The organism is Cellvibrio sp. (genome assembly GCF_039207905.1).
Classification (GTDB): Bacteria; Pseudomonadota; Gammaproteobacteria; order Pseudomonadales; family Cellvibrionaceae; genus Cellvibrio.
Window position 1 is genome coordinate 18,126 of sequence record NZ_JBCECX010000017.1, and the last position, 18,950, is coordinate 37,075.

6 protein-coding genes are annotated in these 18,950 nt (G+C 48.6%); all 6 read right to left on the reverse strand.

Going from position 1 to position 18,950, the window contains the following annotated elements; all coding sequences use genetic code 11:
* Positions 1-23 precede the first annotated feature (23 nt).
* The 6 genes from AAGC78_RS11925 to AAGC78_RS11950 all read right to left on the reverse strand — a co-directional run bounded on the left by AAGC78_RS11925 (position 24) and on the right by AAGC78_RS11950 (position 18,797).
* Positions 24-2,387 (reverse strand): DNA translocase FtsK, encoded by a 2,364-nt coding sequence (locus AAGC78_RS11925; RefSeq protein ID WP_435784303.1) that lies wholly within the window; start codon positions 2,385-2,387, stop codon positions 24-26.
* Positions 2,388-2,558: 171 nt separating this feature from the next.
* Positions 2,559-4,067: a diguanylate cyclase gene (locus tag AAGC78_RS11930; protein ID WP_435784304.1), complete on the reverse strand. Its 1,509-nt coding sequence runs from the start codon at positions 4,065-4,067 to the stop codon at positions 2,559-2,561.
* Between the two features lie 58 nt (positions 4,068-4,125).
* Positions 4,126-13,518: a putative Ig domain-containing protein gene (locus tag AAGC78_RS11935; protein WP_435784305.1), complete on the reverse strand. Its 9,393-nt coding sequence runs from the start codon at positions 13,516-13,518 to the stop codon at positions 4,126-4,128.
* Between the two features lie 394 nt (positions 13,519-13,912).
* The gene (locus AAGC78_RS11940; protein WP_435784306.1) at positions 13,913-14,761 is read right to left on the reverse strand and encodes an efflux RND transporter periplasmic adaptor subunit; all 849 of its coding nucleotides are present in this window, start codon (positions 14,759-14,761) and stop codon (positions 13,913-13,915) included.
* A 72-nt stretch (positions 14,762-14,833) separates the two neighbouring features.
* On the reverse strand, positions 14,834-16,990 hold the full coding sequence (locus AAGC78_RS11945) for an efflux RND transporter periplasmic adaptor subunit (RefSeq protein WP_435784307.1): 2,157 nt from the start codon (positions 16,988-16,990) through the stop codon (positions 14,834-14,836).
* Between the two features lie 7 nt (positions 16,991-16,997).
* The gene (locus tag AAGC78_RS11950; protein ID WP_435784308.1) at positions 16,998-18,797 is read right to left on the reverse strand and encodes an efflux RND transporter periplasmic adaptor subunit; all 1,800 of its coding nucleotides are present in this window, start codon (positions 18,795-18,797) and stop codon (positions 16,998-17,000) included.
* Positions 18,798-18,950: the final 153 nt, after the last annotated feature.

The window sequence follows — 18,950 nt, forward strand, 5'->3', positions numbered from 1 at the left end:
GCGATAAATCCAGCAAAGAAACGCTAATTAAAATCGCGTCCACCACCCACTAACACTTCGCGGTTGCCGTTGTGCCCAGCGGAGGAGACAACACCTGCAGCTTCCATTGTTTCGATCAACCGCGCCGCGCGGTTGTAACCAATACGCAGTTTGCGCTGTACCGATGAGATAGACGCTTTGCGCGATTCGATTACAAACTCCACAGCTTCATCATAAAGCGCATCTTTCTCACCATCGCCGTCCTCACCGCCTTCACTGGGTAAACCGGGTACGGGAATGGAGTTGTTTTCATCATCGGTGATGCCATCGATATATTGCGGCGATCCGCGTTTTTTCCAGTCGGCAACGACTTTGTGAACCTCGTGATCATCCACAAAGGCGCCATGCACGCGGATGGGCACGCTGGTACCCGAAGGCAGATACAACATATCCCCGTGACCAAGCAACTGCTCTGCCCCGCCCTGATCCAGAATCGTACGCGAGTCAATTTTAGATGAAACCTGGAAGGCAATGCGCGTCGGCACGTTGGCTTTGATCAAGCCGGTAATGATGTCCACCGACGGACGCTGGGTTGCGAGAATCAAATGGATACCCGCAGCACGGGCTTTTTGTGCAATACGGGCGATCAACTGCTCTACTTTCTTCTTGTCGACAATCATCATCATGTCGGCAAATTCGTCGATCACCACCACAATAAACGGCAGTTCAGTCAAATCAGGCGCAGTAGCTACTTCCGCACCCGGCTCAAAATTGTCTTCCGGTTTGAACAGCGGATCTTTAATCGGTTCACCGGCTTTGATCGCATCATCAATCTTGCGGTTAAAACCGGCGAGGTTACGCACGCCCATTGCGGACATGAGTTTGTAGCGGCGCTCCATCTCACCCACACACCAACGCAGACCGTTGGAAGCGTCTTTCATATCGGTGATTACCGGGGTCAGCAAATGGGGAATGCCCTCGTAAACCGAGAGTTCCAACATTTTCGGGTCGACCAAAATCAGGCGCACTTCTTTGGGCGTGGATTTGTAGAGCAAGCTCAGCAGCATTACGTTAACGCCCACCGACTTACCTGAACCGGTCGTACCCGCCACCAGCAAGTGCGGCATTTTGGCCAGATCAGACACAATCGGCTGGCCGGAAATATCGTGCCCCAGCGCCATCGTGAGCGGTGATTTGGCGTTGTCGAAGACTTCTGAGGCGATAACTTCGGACATGCGCACCATCTCGCGATGCGCATTGGGGATCTCAATCCCCATCACCGATTTACCGGGAATAACTTCCACCACCCGCACCGACACTACCGCGAGTGAACGTGCCAGATCTTTTGCGAGGCCGGAAATACGGCTGGCTTTAATACCGGGCGCGGGCTGGATTTCAAAACGGGTAACTACCGGACCGGGCTGGACCGACACCACTTCAATATCGATACCGAAGTCTTTCAACTTCAGCTCCAACATGCGCGACATAGCTTCCAGCGATTCTTTGGAATAACCCTTGTCGCTGCGTTTATCCGCCGGGTCAAGTAAACTCAAGGGCGGCAACTGCCCAACCGCTGGCTCCAATGATTCGAACAGCGATGGCTGTTTTTCTTTCTCGATGCGCGGGCTGGGCGCAGGTTTCTTCTTGATCGGCTCTTCGATAATCACCGGCGCCTGCCGCTTGGCTTCTACTTTTGCATGCTGCACCACCACTTCGCGGCGATGCTCTTGCGCCTTCACGGCGATCTGCTTTTCAGCGCGCTCGCGCTTGTAGACCTGCCATTTTTCCAAGCCGCGATTAATACCAATCAAGGTCCAACGGCCGATATCCTCGGCCAGTTTCAGCCAAGAGAGATCGGTAAAAATGGTCATACCGACCAAAAACATCGCCAGCAACAGCAGGGTTCCGCCGGTGTAGTTAAATGCGCCGAAAATACCATCAGACACCGCCGCACCGAGCAATCCACCATTGGAGTAAGGCAATGCCGATGATCCGTCGCTGTAATGCATGGCGGCAATACCTGCACCTGCGACCATCACCAATATCAATCCAACGGCGCGCAGACCAAAAAATAGCCAGTCGATTCCACCTTGGCGTGTGCGATCTTTCAGTACCAACCATGCGCGATAGGCAATCATGATCGGGAACAAATAGGCGAGATACCCCACCAGCGAGAAGAATACGTCGGCAATCCATGCACCGAAGGGGCCGCCCGCATTTTGGGCAATGGCATTTTCACCGGTCTTGGACCAACCGGGATCATTCGGATCGTAACTGACCATAGCGATCAACAAATACAGGCAGACGGCACCCAATCCAATAAGTGCGCCTTCTTTTAACAGTCGCACCAGCAGATTGGAGGTTTGCTCCGAAGCGGGTGCACGACGTTGTGGTGTCACTGATTTCAATGGAATTTCCCGATTGATATATGAAAGCGGTAAACAATAAACGAGGGCTATTGTAATTACTGGCGGCAGATTTACCACCGGCAAGATCACTCAAAGAGAAAATGATGTAAAAAACCCGCCAACAGGCGGGTTTTATGGTCGAATTACGCACAGCACGCTACGGATAAAGGCTCAATGTTGCGTCTCGGCGATAAGGCTTTCCATTCCCGGCGCCCAGCAAGTCACTTGATTGCGGCCGTGTTGTTTGGAGTAATAAAGCGCTTCGTCTGCCTGCTGCACAAGTTGGCTCGCACTATTCGCGCCCATGCGGATGGAGGTAACACCGAAACTACCGGTCACTTTCACACCATTGGTATTGCAGGATTCGATTTTTTCGCGGCAGCGCTCAGCAATCAATTGCGCCTGCTCCAGCGGTGCGCCCGGTAGGATCACGCAAAACTCTTCACCACCAAAACGCGCCACCATATCCATATCGCGCACCACTTCGCGCAAGCTATTGGCTGCCATCTTGATCACTTCATCGCCTGTCGCGTGGCCGTAGGTATCGTTTACTTTTTTGAAGAAATCGATATCGGCCATAATGCAGCTGAACTCAGCATCTGACGCACGCGCGCCATCAAACTTCCCATCAAGATGCTCATAGAGTGCGCGACGGTTGTAACAGTTGGTCAGCGGATCGCGTGTAGCCAAATAAGTCAGTTCTTTATTTTTGTTTTCAATCGCCACTTGGGTTGCGGCCAATTGTTCAATCATCTCTTCCAACAAGCGGCTTTTAGTTTCGAGTTCGGTGATATCTTCAAACACAGCGATGGTGCCTTGGCTTGATCCTTTTGCATCAAGGATTGGTACAGCGTTTACCAGAAAAATTTTATCGCGTTCGCTATCTGCCGGTAACAATATCCGCACGCCCGTCTGTTTTACGCCGGAACCAATTGCGACTAACCAGGGATAATTTTGCGCTTCTTGTTTTGGGTCGAGAAACCAGCCGAGGTTGCTGGCTTTTTTTCCGACTAGCGATTGCTCAGTGCGCTGCAAATGTTCCATCAACGCGGTATTCGCCAACACAATTTGCTCGCGCCTATCCAGAATCAACACGCCTTCCGCCAAAATATTGAGCGCGTTGCGCACCCGCGCTGGAACCACTGCACTCGGGTCCAAATGTTTTAGCGCGCGTTTAATGTAATACCAAAAGCCAACAAACCCGCTGAGCGACATAAAAATCACTAGCAAGGCAAATGAGGGAATACCAAAGACGGGATGTTTGTCGTTCAGGAGTGGTTCAAAACTGATTTCAAATTCCGCGCGTTTTGCGCCATTGAGCATGATTGGAAAACGAATGTGGGTCGGAGTCGATTCGTCTTTTTTTGCGCCCTCCCAATATTGTGCATGCAATTTGGTTTGCGCCACTATCATGCCATCGTTGCGCCTAACCGCCGCTGATTCAATTTCCGGATTGCGCTCTACCGATGACTCCAGCAAATACTGCAACAGAATTTCATCGCCACGCATAATCGCAACGCCAACTTGCGATGCAAGCGTTTCAGTCAAGCGTTTACGCACATCCAATTGTTGTCGCTCAGCACCGGGGGTTAGCCCCAGCGCTTGCGCGAGAATTAAAATGGAGACGGTTAAGATCACCAACCCCAAACTCAACCGGACTGCAGGAGTAAAACCAAACATTATTTGCGTTAGTTCCTTGTGTCTCTAAACATAGTCAGAACAAAGTAATCAGAACCGATTACGACTTTGAATCTTTACCTTGGGCATGATCAAACAAATAACCCACTTCTTTAGCGCTCTTGTCTTCACTCTCACGATCTTTACGCTGCTGCTCCAACTCTTTTTTCTTTTTGTTGACCTCATCAAGAATTGGCAGCGGATCAAGTCCACGCCAGAGCGGCAACATCGACATCATGGTTAACAATAGACTGCTCGCGCGCAAAGACCAAACCAATAACCCGGTAGTCACCGATAAAGTGATGCCCGCCACCACCGCTTTGCGGTTAGATTCCTCTTCCATCGCCTCATCCATTTGCGCACGGATGCGACGCACTTCGCTATCAAAATCCTCGGCTTCCCACGGGGCGAATCCGGCATCGGGTGTAATTAAACTCATCAGCGCAGGCGATGCGTTGAGCGTGGATAGCGGAACATTGCCACTATTAAGCAACTCTTTCGCGCGCTCATAATCGCGGCTTGATTTGTCATCCACAAAACCAAATTCTTTGCGCGGATCATCAACGTCATTGGCATCAGGTGCAACGGGATTACCTGTTCCCGGCAAACCAGGATCAAGCGCCTCACCGGGCTGCACAGGTGGTATTAATGACCCACCACCAACGGGCGGTGTTGTCGGATTTTCACCACCGGGAATTTCAACCGGAGGTACTGTAGGAGGTACAACAGGAGGTGTAACTGGCGGGACTACCGGTGGGGGTTTCCCCGGTTCTTCCGGATTAATACCGGTATCGCGCGCAGTAACCATCACTTTAAATTGTGTTTCTACCCAGGCGCCTTCTGCATCAACTGCACGCAATGTCACGACGGATTCACCACCTGAGATGGATGCAAACGCCAAGGTCATTACACCAGTTACAGGATCAATCAGGATGTTAGTTGCCACCGCAGGATTGGTATTGCCCACCACTGAATAACGCAGTGCTGTTCCATCTTCGATATCGGAAAACACCGAGTGCAAATTGGTTTGTTGAGCCGCCGCTCCGACCTGCACTTTCACATCGGCAATGCCGATTGAGGTAGGAGTATCGTTCACCGGAGTGATGGTAATTTTCAGGACAGTTTCAACCAGCGCGCCTTCGGAATCTTGCGCGCGAATAATCAGTTCTGCATTACCGAATTGATTAGCACCGTAACTGAGTTGTAATTTTCCAGTCACTGGATCAATGACTGCCCCACTCACCAAGCCAGGGTTGGTGTTACTCACCACAGAATATTGCAATTGGTTTGCTGCATCAGAGTCATCGGTAAATACTGAAAACAAATCGACAACATCACCCATTGCATCTTCGACATTAATAATCGGCGCAAAACCTGAGGTTACAGGTGCATCGTTAACAGCCGCTACTGCCAATTGAAATTGCGCCGTTGCAGTTGCGATTCCATCACTGGCAATCAATTGAATTGATAAAGTACCGTCATCACCATCAGACGGAGTACCACTGAAGGTTAAGGTTGCGGCATCAAAAACAAGCCAAGCAGGTAAAGGATCGCCATTTGCCAACTGAGCTGTGTAGCTTAACTGTGTACCTGCATCAACATCGGTAAACATATTTGCAGGAAAGGTAACCGTGAATGGAACATCTTCCTCTGCTGTTTGGTTAGCAGGAGGAATTACCAATACCGGCGCATCATTAGTATTGTTAACCGTGATAATAAATGTATCGCTAACACTGCCACCGTTACCGTCACTAGCCGTCACAATAATATTGAGACTACCCACATCATCATTTGCAGGCGTGCCGCTAAACGTTCTGCTAGCCGCATCAAAACTTAACCAGGATGGCATAGCACTACCATCTGCCATGCGTGCTGAATAACTCAGTGCATCACCCTCTGCGTCGGTAAATGTATTCGCGGGAAAACTGTACGTGAAAGATGAATCTTCATTCGCAACTTGATCAGCTATTGCATTTTGCAAGACCGGTGGAGCATTCACTGGTAATGCATTCACTACCAAGGTGAACGTATCAGTGATACTACCGCCATTGCCGTCACTGGCAATTACTTCAATAGAAATGCTACCCAAATTAGCAGTAGCAGGTGTACCACTGAAAGTACGTGTTGCAGCATCAAACGTTAGCCATGTTGGCAAAGCGCCACCACCAGCTAACTGCGCGCTATAAATAAAAACATCACCCACATCTTCATCATTAAAGGTATTAGCAGCAAAGGCAAAATTAAACGCGAGGCTTTCAGTCGCACTCTGATCAGGAATAGGATTAGCAAGCGTCGGGGCATCGTTGGTATTAGCAATAACAATAGCGAAGGTATCCGTTACCGTTCCACCTAAACCATCGTTGGCAATTACATCGATATTAATCGTGCCCACATCGGCGTTAACTGGTGTTCCACTAAATGTGCGTGTAGCAGGATCGAAAATTAACCATGTCGGTAATGCAGCGCCGCCATTTAATTGCGCGCTGTAGGTGAGTGAACTGCCGATGTCGACATCATCAAACGTGTTTGCTGCAAATTGGAAATTGAATGCGCTATCTTCGGTGGCATTTTGGTCGGTAATCGGATTCGCCACTGTAGGAGCATCATTGATATTGTTCACCACAAGATCAAAGGTATCACTCACTGTTCCGCCATTGCCGTCATCCGCAATAACTTCAATCGTGATAGTACCAACATCGCTATTGCCCGGCGTACCGCTGAAAGTGCGCGTAGCTGAATCAAAACTCAACCAGGTTGGTAGCGTGCCACCGCCATTCAGTTGCGCCGTGTAAGTGAATACATCACCCACATCCTGATCGATAAAGGTATTGGCAACAAATTGGAAATTAAATGCACTGCCCTGGGTCGCGGCGCGATCAGGAAGCGGATTGAGAATAGTCGGTGCATCATTGGTATTTGCAACGGTAATGACAAAAGTGTCAATGGCCGAACCGCCGAAGCCATCATTCGCAGTCACTTCAACCGTCCAGGTTCCTACATCACCATTGGCTGGTGTTCCGGAAAAAGTGCGCGTTGCCGAATCAAAACTGAGCCAGGGAGGCAAACCACCAAGCACCGCAAGTTCAGCACTGTAGGTAAAACTGTTGCCGTCGACATCACCAAACGTATTCGCCGCAAATTGAAAATTAAATGCAGCATCTTCATTCGTCACAACATCCGGAATCGGATTTGCAACTGTGGGCGCTGTATTGGTGTTGACAACTTCAATATCAAAAAATGTCGAGGTGGAGGCGCCGTGATTATCAGTTGCAATTAATTCAACCGTTATAGTGCCCGCTTGATGCCAGTGCGGTGTACCGGAAAATGTTCTGGTGGCTTCGTTAAATGCGAGCCAACCTAAACTACCACCGCCCGCTAATTGCGCACGATACATCAGCGTGTCATTAACATCTGGATCAGAGAAGGTGTTTGCAGGCATAACAAAATTAAACGGTAGCTCTGCATCAATCGTTTTATTGGAAATTGGGTTATCAGCAACGGGCGCTGAGTTAGCACCGTCATCTTTGGATACCTTAAATGAAAGATCCCAACCTGATGCATGAGGAACTCCGTTTTCAATCAACGATCCATCTGCAAACACATTGCTGCTAAAGCGCGACACCAACACCAAATCATCAGTGCCCGTACTGCTGATTTGGATAACATAGGTTTGCTGATCATTGAGCACCACATCGCCAAAGCTAAACGAATGCCAATTAAATCCATCACGGCTGATTAGTGCTGATGAGATTGAAGCGCTCGCGATAACTGCGCCGTTCCAACTATCCCGCAGTTCAACGGTAATGGTTTGCAGTGCTGCCGCATCATAACGAGCGAGCGAGAGGCTAATTTCATTAACGGTATAGGTTGCGCCGACGCTGTCAAAAGAAAAACTTTGTCCAACCTGATTCGCAGAGGAAACCGGATTGAAATTACCTCCGTTGCCAGTATCGATATATTCGGTATCGGGTGCGCCAGCAACGGTAATAGTAAAGGTATCAGTAACCAAACCGCCGTTGCCATCACTGGCAATCACATCAATATTCACGGTGCCCGTATCAGTTGCAGAAGGAACACCGCTGAATGTGCGGGTAGCCGCATTAAACGTTAACCATGATGGCAGCGAACCACCACCGGCTAACTGGGCGGAGTATGAAAGCGTATCCCCAGCATCTACATCGTTAAACGTATTCGCTGCAAATTGGAAATTGAACAGTGTATTTTCATTTGCAACGCGATCAGGAAGCGGATTTGCAACTGTCGGTGCATCATTAGTATTGGCAATAACAATATTGAAGGTATCGGTGACGGTGCCACCGTTGCCATCATCCGCAATCACATCTATCGAGAGAGTGCCCACATCAGCATTTGCAGGTGTACCACTAAATGTACGCGTAGCCGCATTAAATGTTAACCAGGATGGTAGCGAGCCTCCGCCATTTAGCTGTACTGAATAAGTAAGTGGATCGCCATCAACATCAGAAAATGTATTGTTTGCAAATTGGAAATTAAATGCGGAGTCTTCAGTGGCGTTTTGATTTGGGATCGGGTTGGCTACTGTTGGTGCGTCATTGGTATTGGCAATAACAATATCAAAGGTATCGGTAACTGTACCACCATTGCCATCGCTGGCAATTACATCTATCGAGAGAGTGCCCACATCAGCATTTGCAGGTGTGCCACTAAATGTACGTGTGGCCGCATTAAATGTTAACCAGGACGGCAAGGCACCACCACCAGCTAATTGAACAGAGTAAGTAAGTGTATCGCCAACATCTATATCGTTAAAGGTGTTTGCAGCGAATTGAAAATTAAATGCAGCACCTTGCGTTGCGTTAGCATCCGGAATTGGATTCGCGATTGTCGGTGCATCGTTAGTATTGGCAATAACAATATTGAATGTATCGGTAATAGTACCGCCATTACCATCATCAGCAATCACATCTATCGAGATGGTTCCAACATCAGCATTTGCAGGTGTACCGCTAAACGTACGCGTAGCCGCATTAAATGTTAACCAGGATGGTAGCGGGCCTCCGCCATTTAGCTGCACTGAATAAGTAAGGGCATCACCATCGACATCGGCAAAGGTATTGTTTGCAAACTGGAAATTAAATGCAGAATCTTCAGTGGCGTTTTGATTGGAAATTGGGTTCGCCACATTGGGTGCATCATTGCTGGCATTCACCGTGATATTAACGGTATCAGTATCGGTGAGTGTACCGCCGCTGCCGGTATTACCTAGATCGCTAGTGGTGATCGATAAAACTGCAGCGCCGTTGTAATTTAGTGTCGGATTAAAAGTTAAGGTTGCCAGCGCAGTATTGATATTTGCCAGGGTGCCGGTAAATACCAGCGTTGAATCTGCAGTGCCATCACCAGTAGTAAAACTTAATCCGGTAATACCTGCGAGTGTCAGTGTGCCGTTAGTAACCGACAGGGTTACTTCCAAATTGCCAGAACCCGCATCCACATCACTTATTTGAATTTGGTTAGAATTGCCCGCGCTGAATACCAACGCAGTATCTTCAGTAGTTATCTGCGCACCGGGAACAGCGTTCACGGGTGCATCATTGACAGCGGTAATATTTACCGTAGTGGTATCGCTACCTGTTAAGGCACCATCACTCGCGGTGAACGTGAGGTTAACAGTCGCAGGAGGGTTATCAACAGGCAATTCATATGTCAGCGTGCCGCCGTTGTTTCCTGCGAGAAAATCATTAATCTGTGCCAGTGTTCCGGTAAGCACTAAAACGGGTGAATCATTTCCCGAAAAAATAACCACACCTGTAGTGCCGACATTTGCGTTAAGTTCACTGCCTAACCATGACGCGCTTATCGTGAGCGTGACTGAATTACTGTCTATGTCAGTAATCGCAATTCCAGTACCATGCAGATTTACCGTCACTTGTTCATCGGTATAGTAATCCGTTAAGGGAATGCTGACTTCAGGTGCATCATTTACATTGGTAACGGTAATGGTAAATGTCTCGATAACTATGCCGCCATTACCATCGCTCGCAATAACATCAACGGCAAAACTATCAACATCTTCATTTGCAGGTAAGCCGGAAAAAGTACGATTACCGGGATTAAAAAGCAACCAACTGGGTAGAGCACCACCGCCATTTAATTGCGCAGAATATGTGAGAATGTCACCAACATCTGGATCAGAAAATGTATTCCCTGCAAATTGAAAAATAAATATCGAGTCTTCAGTTGCATTCTGGTTGGGAATTGTATTGGCAACTATTGGTGCATCATTAGTGTTGGCGATAACAATATTAAATGTATCGGTAACTGTTCCGCCGTTGCCATCGTTGGCAATAACATCAATTGATAAGGTTCCCACATGTGCATTCAGCGGCGTTCCACTGAAGGTGCGAGTAGCAGGATCAAAGCTGATCCATGATGGCAAAGCTCCACCGCCAGCAAGTTGCGCGGTATAAGTCAGAGTGTTACCAACATCCTGATCGGTAAAAGTATTCGATGCAAAGGTAAAATTAAATGCAGAATCTTCAGTTGCATTTTGATTTGGAATTGGATTAGCAACCGTTGGGGCATCATTGGTATTGAGTACCGTCAAATCAAACGTATCGCTTGCCGGTGTACCGCCATTGCCATCGTCAGCGGTTACTTTTATCGAAATAGTACCAACGTCAGCATTGGTTGGTGTGCCGGAAAATGTTCTTGTCGCCGCGTTAAAACTCAACCATGAAGGTAATGCACTACCATCAGCCATAGTTGCAGTGTAGGTGAGCACATCGCCTACATCAGCATCATTAAATGTGTTCGAATTAAATTGGAATGTGTAGGCTGAATCTTCTGTTGCTGTTTGGTTGGATATTGGTGTAACTACCACTGGATCAACGTTCGCGCCGCTGGCGATTTGAAAGGCAACATCGCGCGTAATATCAGCTGAACCAAAACTGGAATGGTATGAGCCATTCGCATACACATCAGTGTTATGGATTGCGGCTTTTACCTGGCCATCAACGCTACTGGATTCAATCCGGATAAAGTAAAGCTGGTTATCGGTTAATACTACGTTGGTAAAATCAAATGCCTTCCAGGCTAAAGTAGTTCCTATAGTTGCAGAGGAAACGGTTGCAGAACCAACCACCGTGCCATTGTAGGCACCTGATAACAAAGTGACTGTGATAGTTTGCAATGCTGCAGATGGATCTTTAACCAATTGCAACACAATAGAATCGATGGTGTAAGTCGAGCCAATACTGTTATGAGAAAAGCTTTGAAAAAACGGTACACCGGAAGCAATAACTTGTGTATCGGTAGACGGCCCCGAAGTTTCATAAATAACATTTGATGAGCCGACATTTTGTACATCAATATCAAAAAAATCGGAAACAGTTGCGGTTCCATCACTGGCAATAATTTCAATCGTAATATTGCCGACGTCACCATTAGAAGGTGTTCCGCTCAATGTACGGGTGGCGCTGTCAAACGTTAACCATGCGGGTAAAGGAGTGCCGCCAGGGATTTGCGCCGTGTAGGTGAGTGTATTACCTACATCCTGATCGTTAAATGTATTGATAGGAAATGTGTAATTAAACAGCACATTTTCTGTCGCTGTCTGATTTGGAATTTGGTTGGCAACAGTGGGGGCATCATTGGTATTAGCGATAACAATATCGAAATTATCCGAAACCGTTGCGCCACCACCATCGTTCGCAATCACTTTTACCGAGATAGTTCCCACATCACCATTTAATGGTGTGCCGCTAAAAGTGCGCGTTGCAGAATCAAAATGTAACCAGGATGGCAAACTGCCGCCACTCGCCAACTCCGCTGTGTAAGTAAATACAACACCGACATCCCCATCGCCAAATGTGTTAGCGGGAAATGTATAACTAAATACAGAATCCTCGGTTGCATTTTGATTGGGAATTGGAATGTTGACGAATGGAAGATCGTTAACGTTATTGATAACCAAATCAAACGTGTCATTCACACTTCCACCTGCACCATCACTCGCCGTGACGCGAATAGAAAGTGTGCCCACATCACCATCGTCAGGCATGCCGCTAAACGTGCGGGTAGTAGCGTTAAAACCAAGCCAAGGAGGCAACGGGCTGCCATCCGATAAAGTGGCGGTGTAGGTCAGTGTGGTTGGAAAATCGGCGTCGGCAAATGTATTGGCAGGAAACGTATAGCTGTACCAGGCTTCTTCGTTCGTTGATTGATTGGGAATAGGATTCGCAACCGTTGGCACTGAATTTGTGCCATCGAAATAAGAAACCAACAGCGACATATCAGCCGAACTGTTTGCAACGCCGTTAACAATTAATTCGGCGTTGTTCCATATATTGGAAGCGCTGTAAGCAGCTGATACTTTTCCGTCTGCGCTGGTACTAATCAAGCGAATGCAATAAGTCTGATTATCGTTCAGAGCAATATTGCCCAAACTAAATGTTTTCCACTCGAAATCTGTGCCGATTGCGCTCACGTTTATCGACGCATTCGCTAACCAGGTTCCGTTGTAGCCACCTTCGCGCAACTCAAGCGTAATAGTTTGGTTTGCAGCCGTCGGATCTTTTTTAAGTTGGACACTAATTTGGTTAATCGTGTAAGTCGGGCCAGAACTATCGTATTGGAACGTCTGCCCGATATTGGATGCGCCGGAAAATGGTTGGCTGCTCGATCCACCCTGAATATTAATAAAGTGAGTTGTCGCCATTACACCGACAAATGATTGCTGCGCTTCCGCACTGATCAACACGCCGGATTCAATATCACCGACCTGATACTCAAGATCCCAATCCCCACCAAGCGAATCATGACCGGTGACATCACTACTCGCCGCGACATCGGCATCAGTCAAACGCGCAATTTTTTCGATCAGCGCTTGCCCGGCAGGATTGATTGCAACATCACAACCATAAAATAAAATGTCGGCATCCGCGCCCAGCGCCCTGCCCCATGCAACCAAATCATCTTCGTATTGCACAAGACTGTTATCGGTGAGGATTGCATTCCCCAGCTCCACTGCACCGGCAGAACCGTGGGAAATAATATGGATTGAATCCAAACCAGCATATTGACCCAGAGCGGTGGTGATCTGCTCTACGCCATTTTTTGCGGAATCGAGATAGATGATGGCAACGGCGTTTTCATCAAAGCGATCGCGAATGTCTTCAACCAGCGCATCGTAACCAGCGACTGATGTATCAACAAAAACGACAGACTTAACAGCAGCTGTTTCGTTAAACGGGATATCGGCCTGCGCGTCGGCATCAAACGATTGGCTGTCCATCATTGATGGTTCATCAGCCATATAAATGCTGACCAAATCTACTTCTTGAGCAGCTTGGGCGAGATGCGCAACATCGGAATTGCCGTCATCGAACACAGCGATATCCGCTGTGGCAGAGAATAATAATCTTGGCTCAAGGGCTTCGATTAATGGACGGCGGTGACGCGGTGACCTTGACATGTAATTCGAATAATTCAGTTGCTTTGCGATGCGCTGTCGAAGCGCACACAAATAGGTTTAAGGACTGGTAAAGATCACTGCATCCTTGGGATTTATGCGCACCCGCCCAACCGTGGCGGTACTTAACTCTGCATAAACCAACATCACAACATGGGTGATTAGGAGGACATCACCAAATCCGTAAAATCGTGTTTATCAATTATTAGTGTGTGGAGCGTTATAAAACGGACACAACTTGTTCAAAAAGTGCATTAAGTCGTTATTCTGGCACATTTTTCTACAATGTCATGGCTCATAAAAAAATAGTCTATCGCTGCGACAACCTGCTTTGTTTTGGTTTTAAAACAAGCGCCTTTGGTTTTAAAACAAGTATCTTTGGTTTTAAAACAAGTGCCTACGGCAGATTACGTGTATCCAGCAAATTGAGGGTAACACCATCAAAAATCACCCGACATTTCAATCCGCTGGGTAGCCGGTTTCCCGGATTGGGAAATGAAAGGCGTATGCCAAAAGTGTTGCTGGGGCCATCAATTACCTGATCAACCAAGACGACTTCAGCCGCGTAGCTTTTGTCCGCAACACCCAGTTCAGGAACAATACTGGCCTTCATACCTGCTTTTACTTTGCCGTACAGGCTCGCCGGAGCATAGACCTCAACCCGTAGAGGGTCCAACTGCGCCAGCTTGAGCACAGGCTCAAAATCAATGTGCTCACCCGGCTCTTTCATACGCTCAACGACCACACCATCAATCGGGCTAACCAAGGTGCGGCGCTGTAAATCGGCCAGCGCGCGCTTGTGCTCCAGCTCGGCCTGACGCTTGCGATCCATAGCCTGCTGCAACTGCTGCTGGGCAATAGCATGCTCGGTTTTGAGCTTATCCAGCTCAGAAAAAGAAGCGGCTTTTTTCTCGTACAAATCTTTTACCCGGGTCAGGGCACGATTGCTGAACTCCAGTGCCAACTGCTGCGCCTGCACATCGCTATTGAGTTCCGCTTGCACGCGACGCAGCTCGGCGGTGGCAGCTTCCAAACCTGCATCCAGCCGCGCAACCACATCGCCTTTTTTCACCTGATCATTTTTCTCGACCAATACTTCGCTGATCACGCCTTCAACTGCACTACTCATCTCAACCATCACAGAGGGTTCGATGCGGCAATTCAGCTGCGCTGGCTCCTGGGTTTGCGCAATTGCCTCACTGCCAAAAAGCGCCATCAACAGTGAAAATCGAGAAAGTTTATGCATGATACGTCCGGTTTAAAAATATAAAGCGCTATAAAAATACAAATCGCTTATTACTATAGTGCAAAAAGCGCGTTACGAAAAATGACGAATAAAAAGTTGTTGAAATGCGCGATACCACTGTGCCGCCAGCGGTTCAGCTGGGTACCGGAATTTCACGTAAGCGCGCTCGCCGTAACGGCCGGATTGCACGAAATCCTGCAGGGATAAATCCAGCAAAAACACCCGCTCTTTCACCCTCGTACCAGTCGGTTGACTGGCATCTACGGCCAAGCGGCCACCACCTTGGGCGCCCAATACCTGACTGGGCAATTCCTGGGTGGCGACGGGAATATCCTGCAACACTTTGCCTTCAATCGTATGTGATGGATCGCTGGCAAACTTGATGCTTACGGCATTGGTCGCCTGTCGAACCAATCCCACTTCTTCCTGTAAAAGGGCCGCGCGAACACGGACAGCATCGGGTTTTTCGATCAGTGCCAGCTCATCGCCCTGCTTTAAAAAGCTACCGGGCAAATAATATTGGCGAGTGATACGGAAAATGCCACTGGAAGGACTGCGCACCACCAGATTCACCACGCGCGCTTGCAGCAATTCAATTTCTGCTTTGATGCCATTGATATCCTGTTCCAACAATTGCGCCTGCGCGCGGTCATCAACCCACGCCTGTTGGTAACGCGCATCGTACTCACGCAGATGCGCCTGCTGTGCAGCGAGATTCGCAATCAATACCGGATTATGCAAACGCAATAATTCTTGCCCCTGCTCAACCTGATCGCCGTCAGCAACCAATAATTGTGCAACTTCACCGCTAGATTCCACTTTTACTCGCGCTTCATCCGGCAGCCAGAGCACCGCCTCTGCGGAGGTCGACATAGGCATAGGGACAGCAATCAAAAATAACATTCCCAGCAGTGCGCTCGCGCCAGTTACCGTTAGCGCACGCTTGCGCGAAGCGGCCAATTGTTTATCGCTGATTAAATAATTCAGCGCTTTAATACCCGGCCACAACAATTGGAAAAAGATCAGCCAACAACCAATAATTAACCCAACCGTCGGGAAATAATTGGCCACCAACATAATGATAAAAAACAGCATAAAGACGCGATATACAAATGCGGCGACACTGTAACCCGCCAAGAGTACCGCTTCGCGCTCATTCACTGCTGGTGAAAAAATTCCACTCACGCCATAAGCGTAACGACGCAATAAATAACTGAATTGCTGATTCGCACGCGTAGCAAGATTGGGCAGATCAAACGCATCGGTCAGCAGATGATATCCATCAAAACGCATCAACGGATTGCCATTAAAAAACAGGGTTGAAACGCCGCCGATGATAATAATGTTGTAGAGAAAATCGCGCAGAAAACCGTTGGGTAATTGCAACCACAACAAAAGTGCTATCGCCGCTAAAAATAATTCCACCGCCATGCCCGCTGCACCAACCATCAGCCTCTGGCGTTTGGATTGAAAACCTGTTGCAGCGCTCGCATCGACATAAGGCAAAGGTGTGCCAACCACAAACACAACACCGCAATCATTGACTTGTCCACCCCAGACTTTGGTGAATAGTCCATGTCCTAATTCATGCAACACTTTAAAACAGGGATAGGTCAGCCACAGCAAAAACAAATTGGACGGTGAAAGCACACGGTCCAAATGCCCGCGCGTAAGTTCAGTCCAATGATTGCCAGCCTGTAATACCGCGTAGCCGATAACCAATAACCAAATCACACCCATGCTGCGCGTTGCCAACAAGCGCGCAACAGGCATAAGTTTATCGAGCAGGCGATCCGGATTACCCAGCGGAATATTCCAGGTGAGCGGATTCATCAACAATCGCAACCAACGCTGCTGCTTTTTTTGCTCGCGCCGCGCAAATAATTCCTGAGTGTTCGGTGGCAAATCGCAGACTAATAAATCGGCGACGTGCAAATATTGCAGCAAATGAATTAAATCATCGCGGGTGGGAATTTCATCGGCAGATTCGTAAAACTCAACGTTAGATGCAGCGACCAATATCTGCGCCAATGAATTGTGTCCATTCATTGCGCTGATTAAACGCCACGCAGATGGCGTGAGGCGATGAAAGCGTCCGTTACTTTTATCTTGCAGGATATACCAGCGCTCGCCGCTATAATCGCGCCGCTGGATGTGAATATGACGCGGCAATGAAGGCCGCAGCGATTCGAGACGTTGCCAAACGGGGCTGGCTTGCGGTTCAGTCATCGCCAGATCACCACAGGCTCAAGCGCAGCCAGTGCCACAGATCATGGAACATTATCCAACCCAAGGCGCGGCGTCCGACCGTTAATTTTCCGGTTCCGGTCATGCCCGGGCGCAACACATCCAGTTCACGTGTTAGCTCGGCATCGACACGAAAGTAATTGCGTCCATCGCGCACCTCACTAATCGGCGTAATTTTTTTAACGCGCACGGCAAAAACTTCGCCGGGCAAACTGGAAAATTTTACCTGCCCATCCTGACCGACATGCACATTCGCTATGTCACGCTCATCGACAAACACCTGCACTAAAAAACCTTGTGCGGCAGCGATTTCAAATAACACATCCCCCTGTTTTACCGGTGCGCCCTGGGTTTGTGAAATATCATCAGAAACAATAATGCCGTCCATAGGCGCATTTAATTGCGTGCGCTCCAATTGCTGGTCGATCAAACGCAGCTGGATACTCGCTTGATCCATTTGCGCATTGGCAATCGCTGCATCAACACGATTGGAATTCGCCAGCGCGGTATCGTATGCCTGACGATATTGCTGTACCTGGCTCGCCAGCTTACGGCGCTCTAGCCGCAAGTCTTCGTCATTTAATTGCGCCAGTGGTGCGCCTTTTTTTACGCTGTCACCCGGGCGGGCAATAATTTTTCCAAGGTAACCATCATGGGGCGAAACGACCAAATGTTTTTCTGTTGTCTGCAAAGTTGCATCGGCGCCAATGCGATATTCGATTGGCACGAACAGCGCCACAATAAACACTAACAGCAGCGTTGCGATAATTTTACCGCGCCAGATCCCCTCGCCAAACCAGCGCTCCATACGCTGGGCAGTGCGCCGCTTTAAACCCTGCCAAACACTGGCGGTAACTTGTTGGCGCAAGGCCAGAATCGCTCCGGCAAAATGCATAGCCTGCTGCAAAAAGCTGCGCTGATCGTCCGATAAGTTCGTTTGTTTATCCAGCTCAATGGTAAGTACACCCACAATCACTTCGCCATTGCGAACCAACAAACTGTGTACCGACTGCAAATGCTGTTGCTGCTGCAATTGCTGATGGGCGCGGGTGATTAATCCCGGCAAAGGAGTTTCGGTATTTGGTAATTCACTCGCGCTAGCAGAAGGGGAAAAATCAATTGCAGTGCCCTGCTCTGCTGATTCGAGCATCGCCTCGCTAATGGCCTGCATGGCTTGGGTGCGTTTATCGAAATTGGCGGAGAAGGAAATCGCTTCCAAATCGATGCCTTTGGCTGTGCGTAACCCCAGGCTTACGCGAGTTGCCTGCAAAAAACCGGCAAGCAAATTCACCAGGCTAATAGCCGTCTCTTGCGTGGATTTTTCTTTCAGGAGGCTTGCACTGAATTGAAGCAAAGCAGCGTGATGGACACTTTTTTCCAACGCCGGAGGCGGCGCTACAGCAGGCTCGCCCTGTGCATCCGCTTGTTGCAGCAAAAACTGCAGCCAATATTGGCCAAGCTTGAGATTCTTAAGTAGCGCTGGCAGTTCTTTTTTATCAGCCAGCTCCAGCCGCAATGCCAACACGCCCCACATCTCACCCTCAATCACCAATGGCTGGCCGACAATAAAATGACCATCCTCATCAGGTGCGAGGTGCAACCGACCTTTATCGGCAACTAGCTTGAGGGTTTCCCGCAGGGCTTTGTTATTGGCACCAGCATTCGGCCACTTAGCCAAAATAGTCGGCGCCTCCGCAGAGGTTTGCGCGAGCATGGCTGCATTTACATTACCAAGCATTTGGCATTGCATGCTGAGCCAGAGTTTGAGCGACGCTTTGTAAGACTGCATGGGCGTTTACTAGTATCTGTGGTCCAAGTCATTGGGAGATAAACGAAGCCCAATCCAGTGAACATCATTGTTATCGTTGTAATTCCGGGTTAACGACATCAGTTCTCATCAACGGATGCACAGCGAGTCATTAACGGAATACGGGTGTCACAG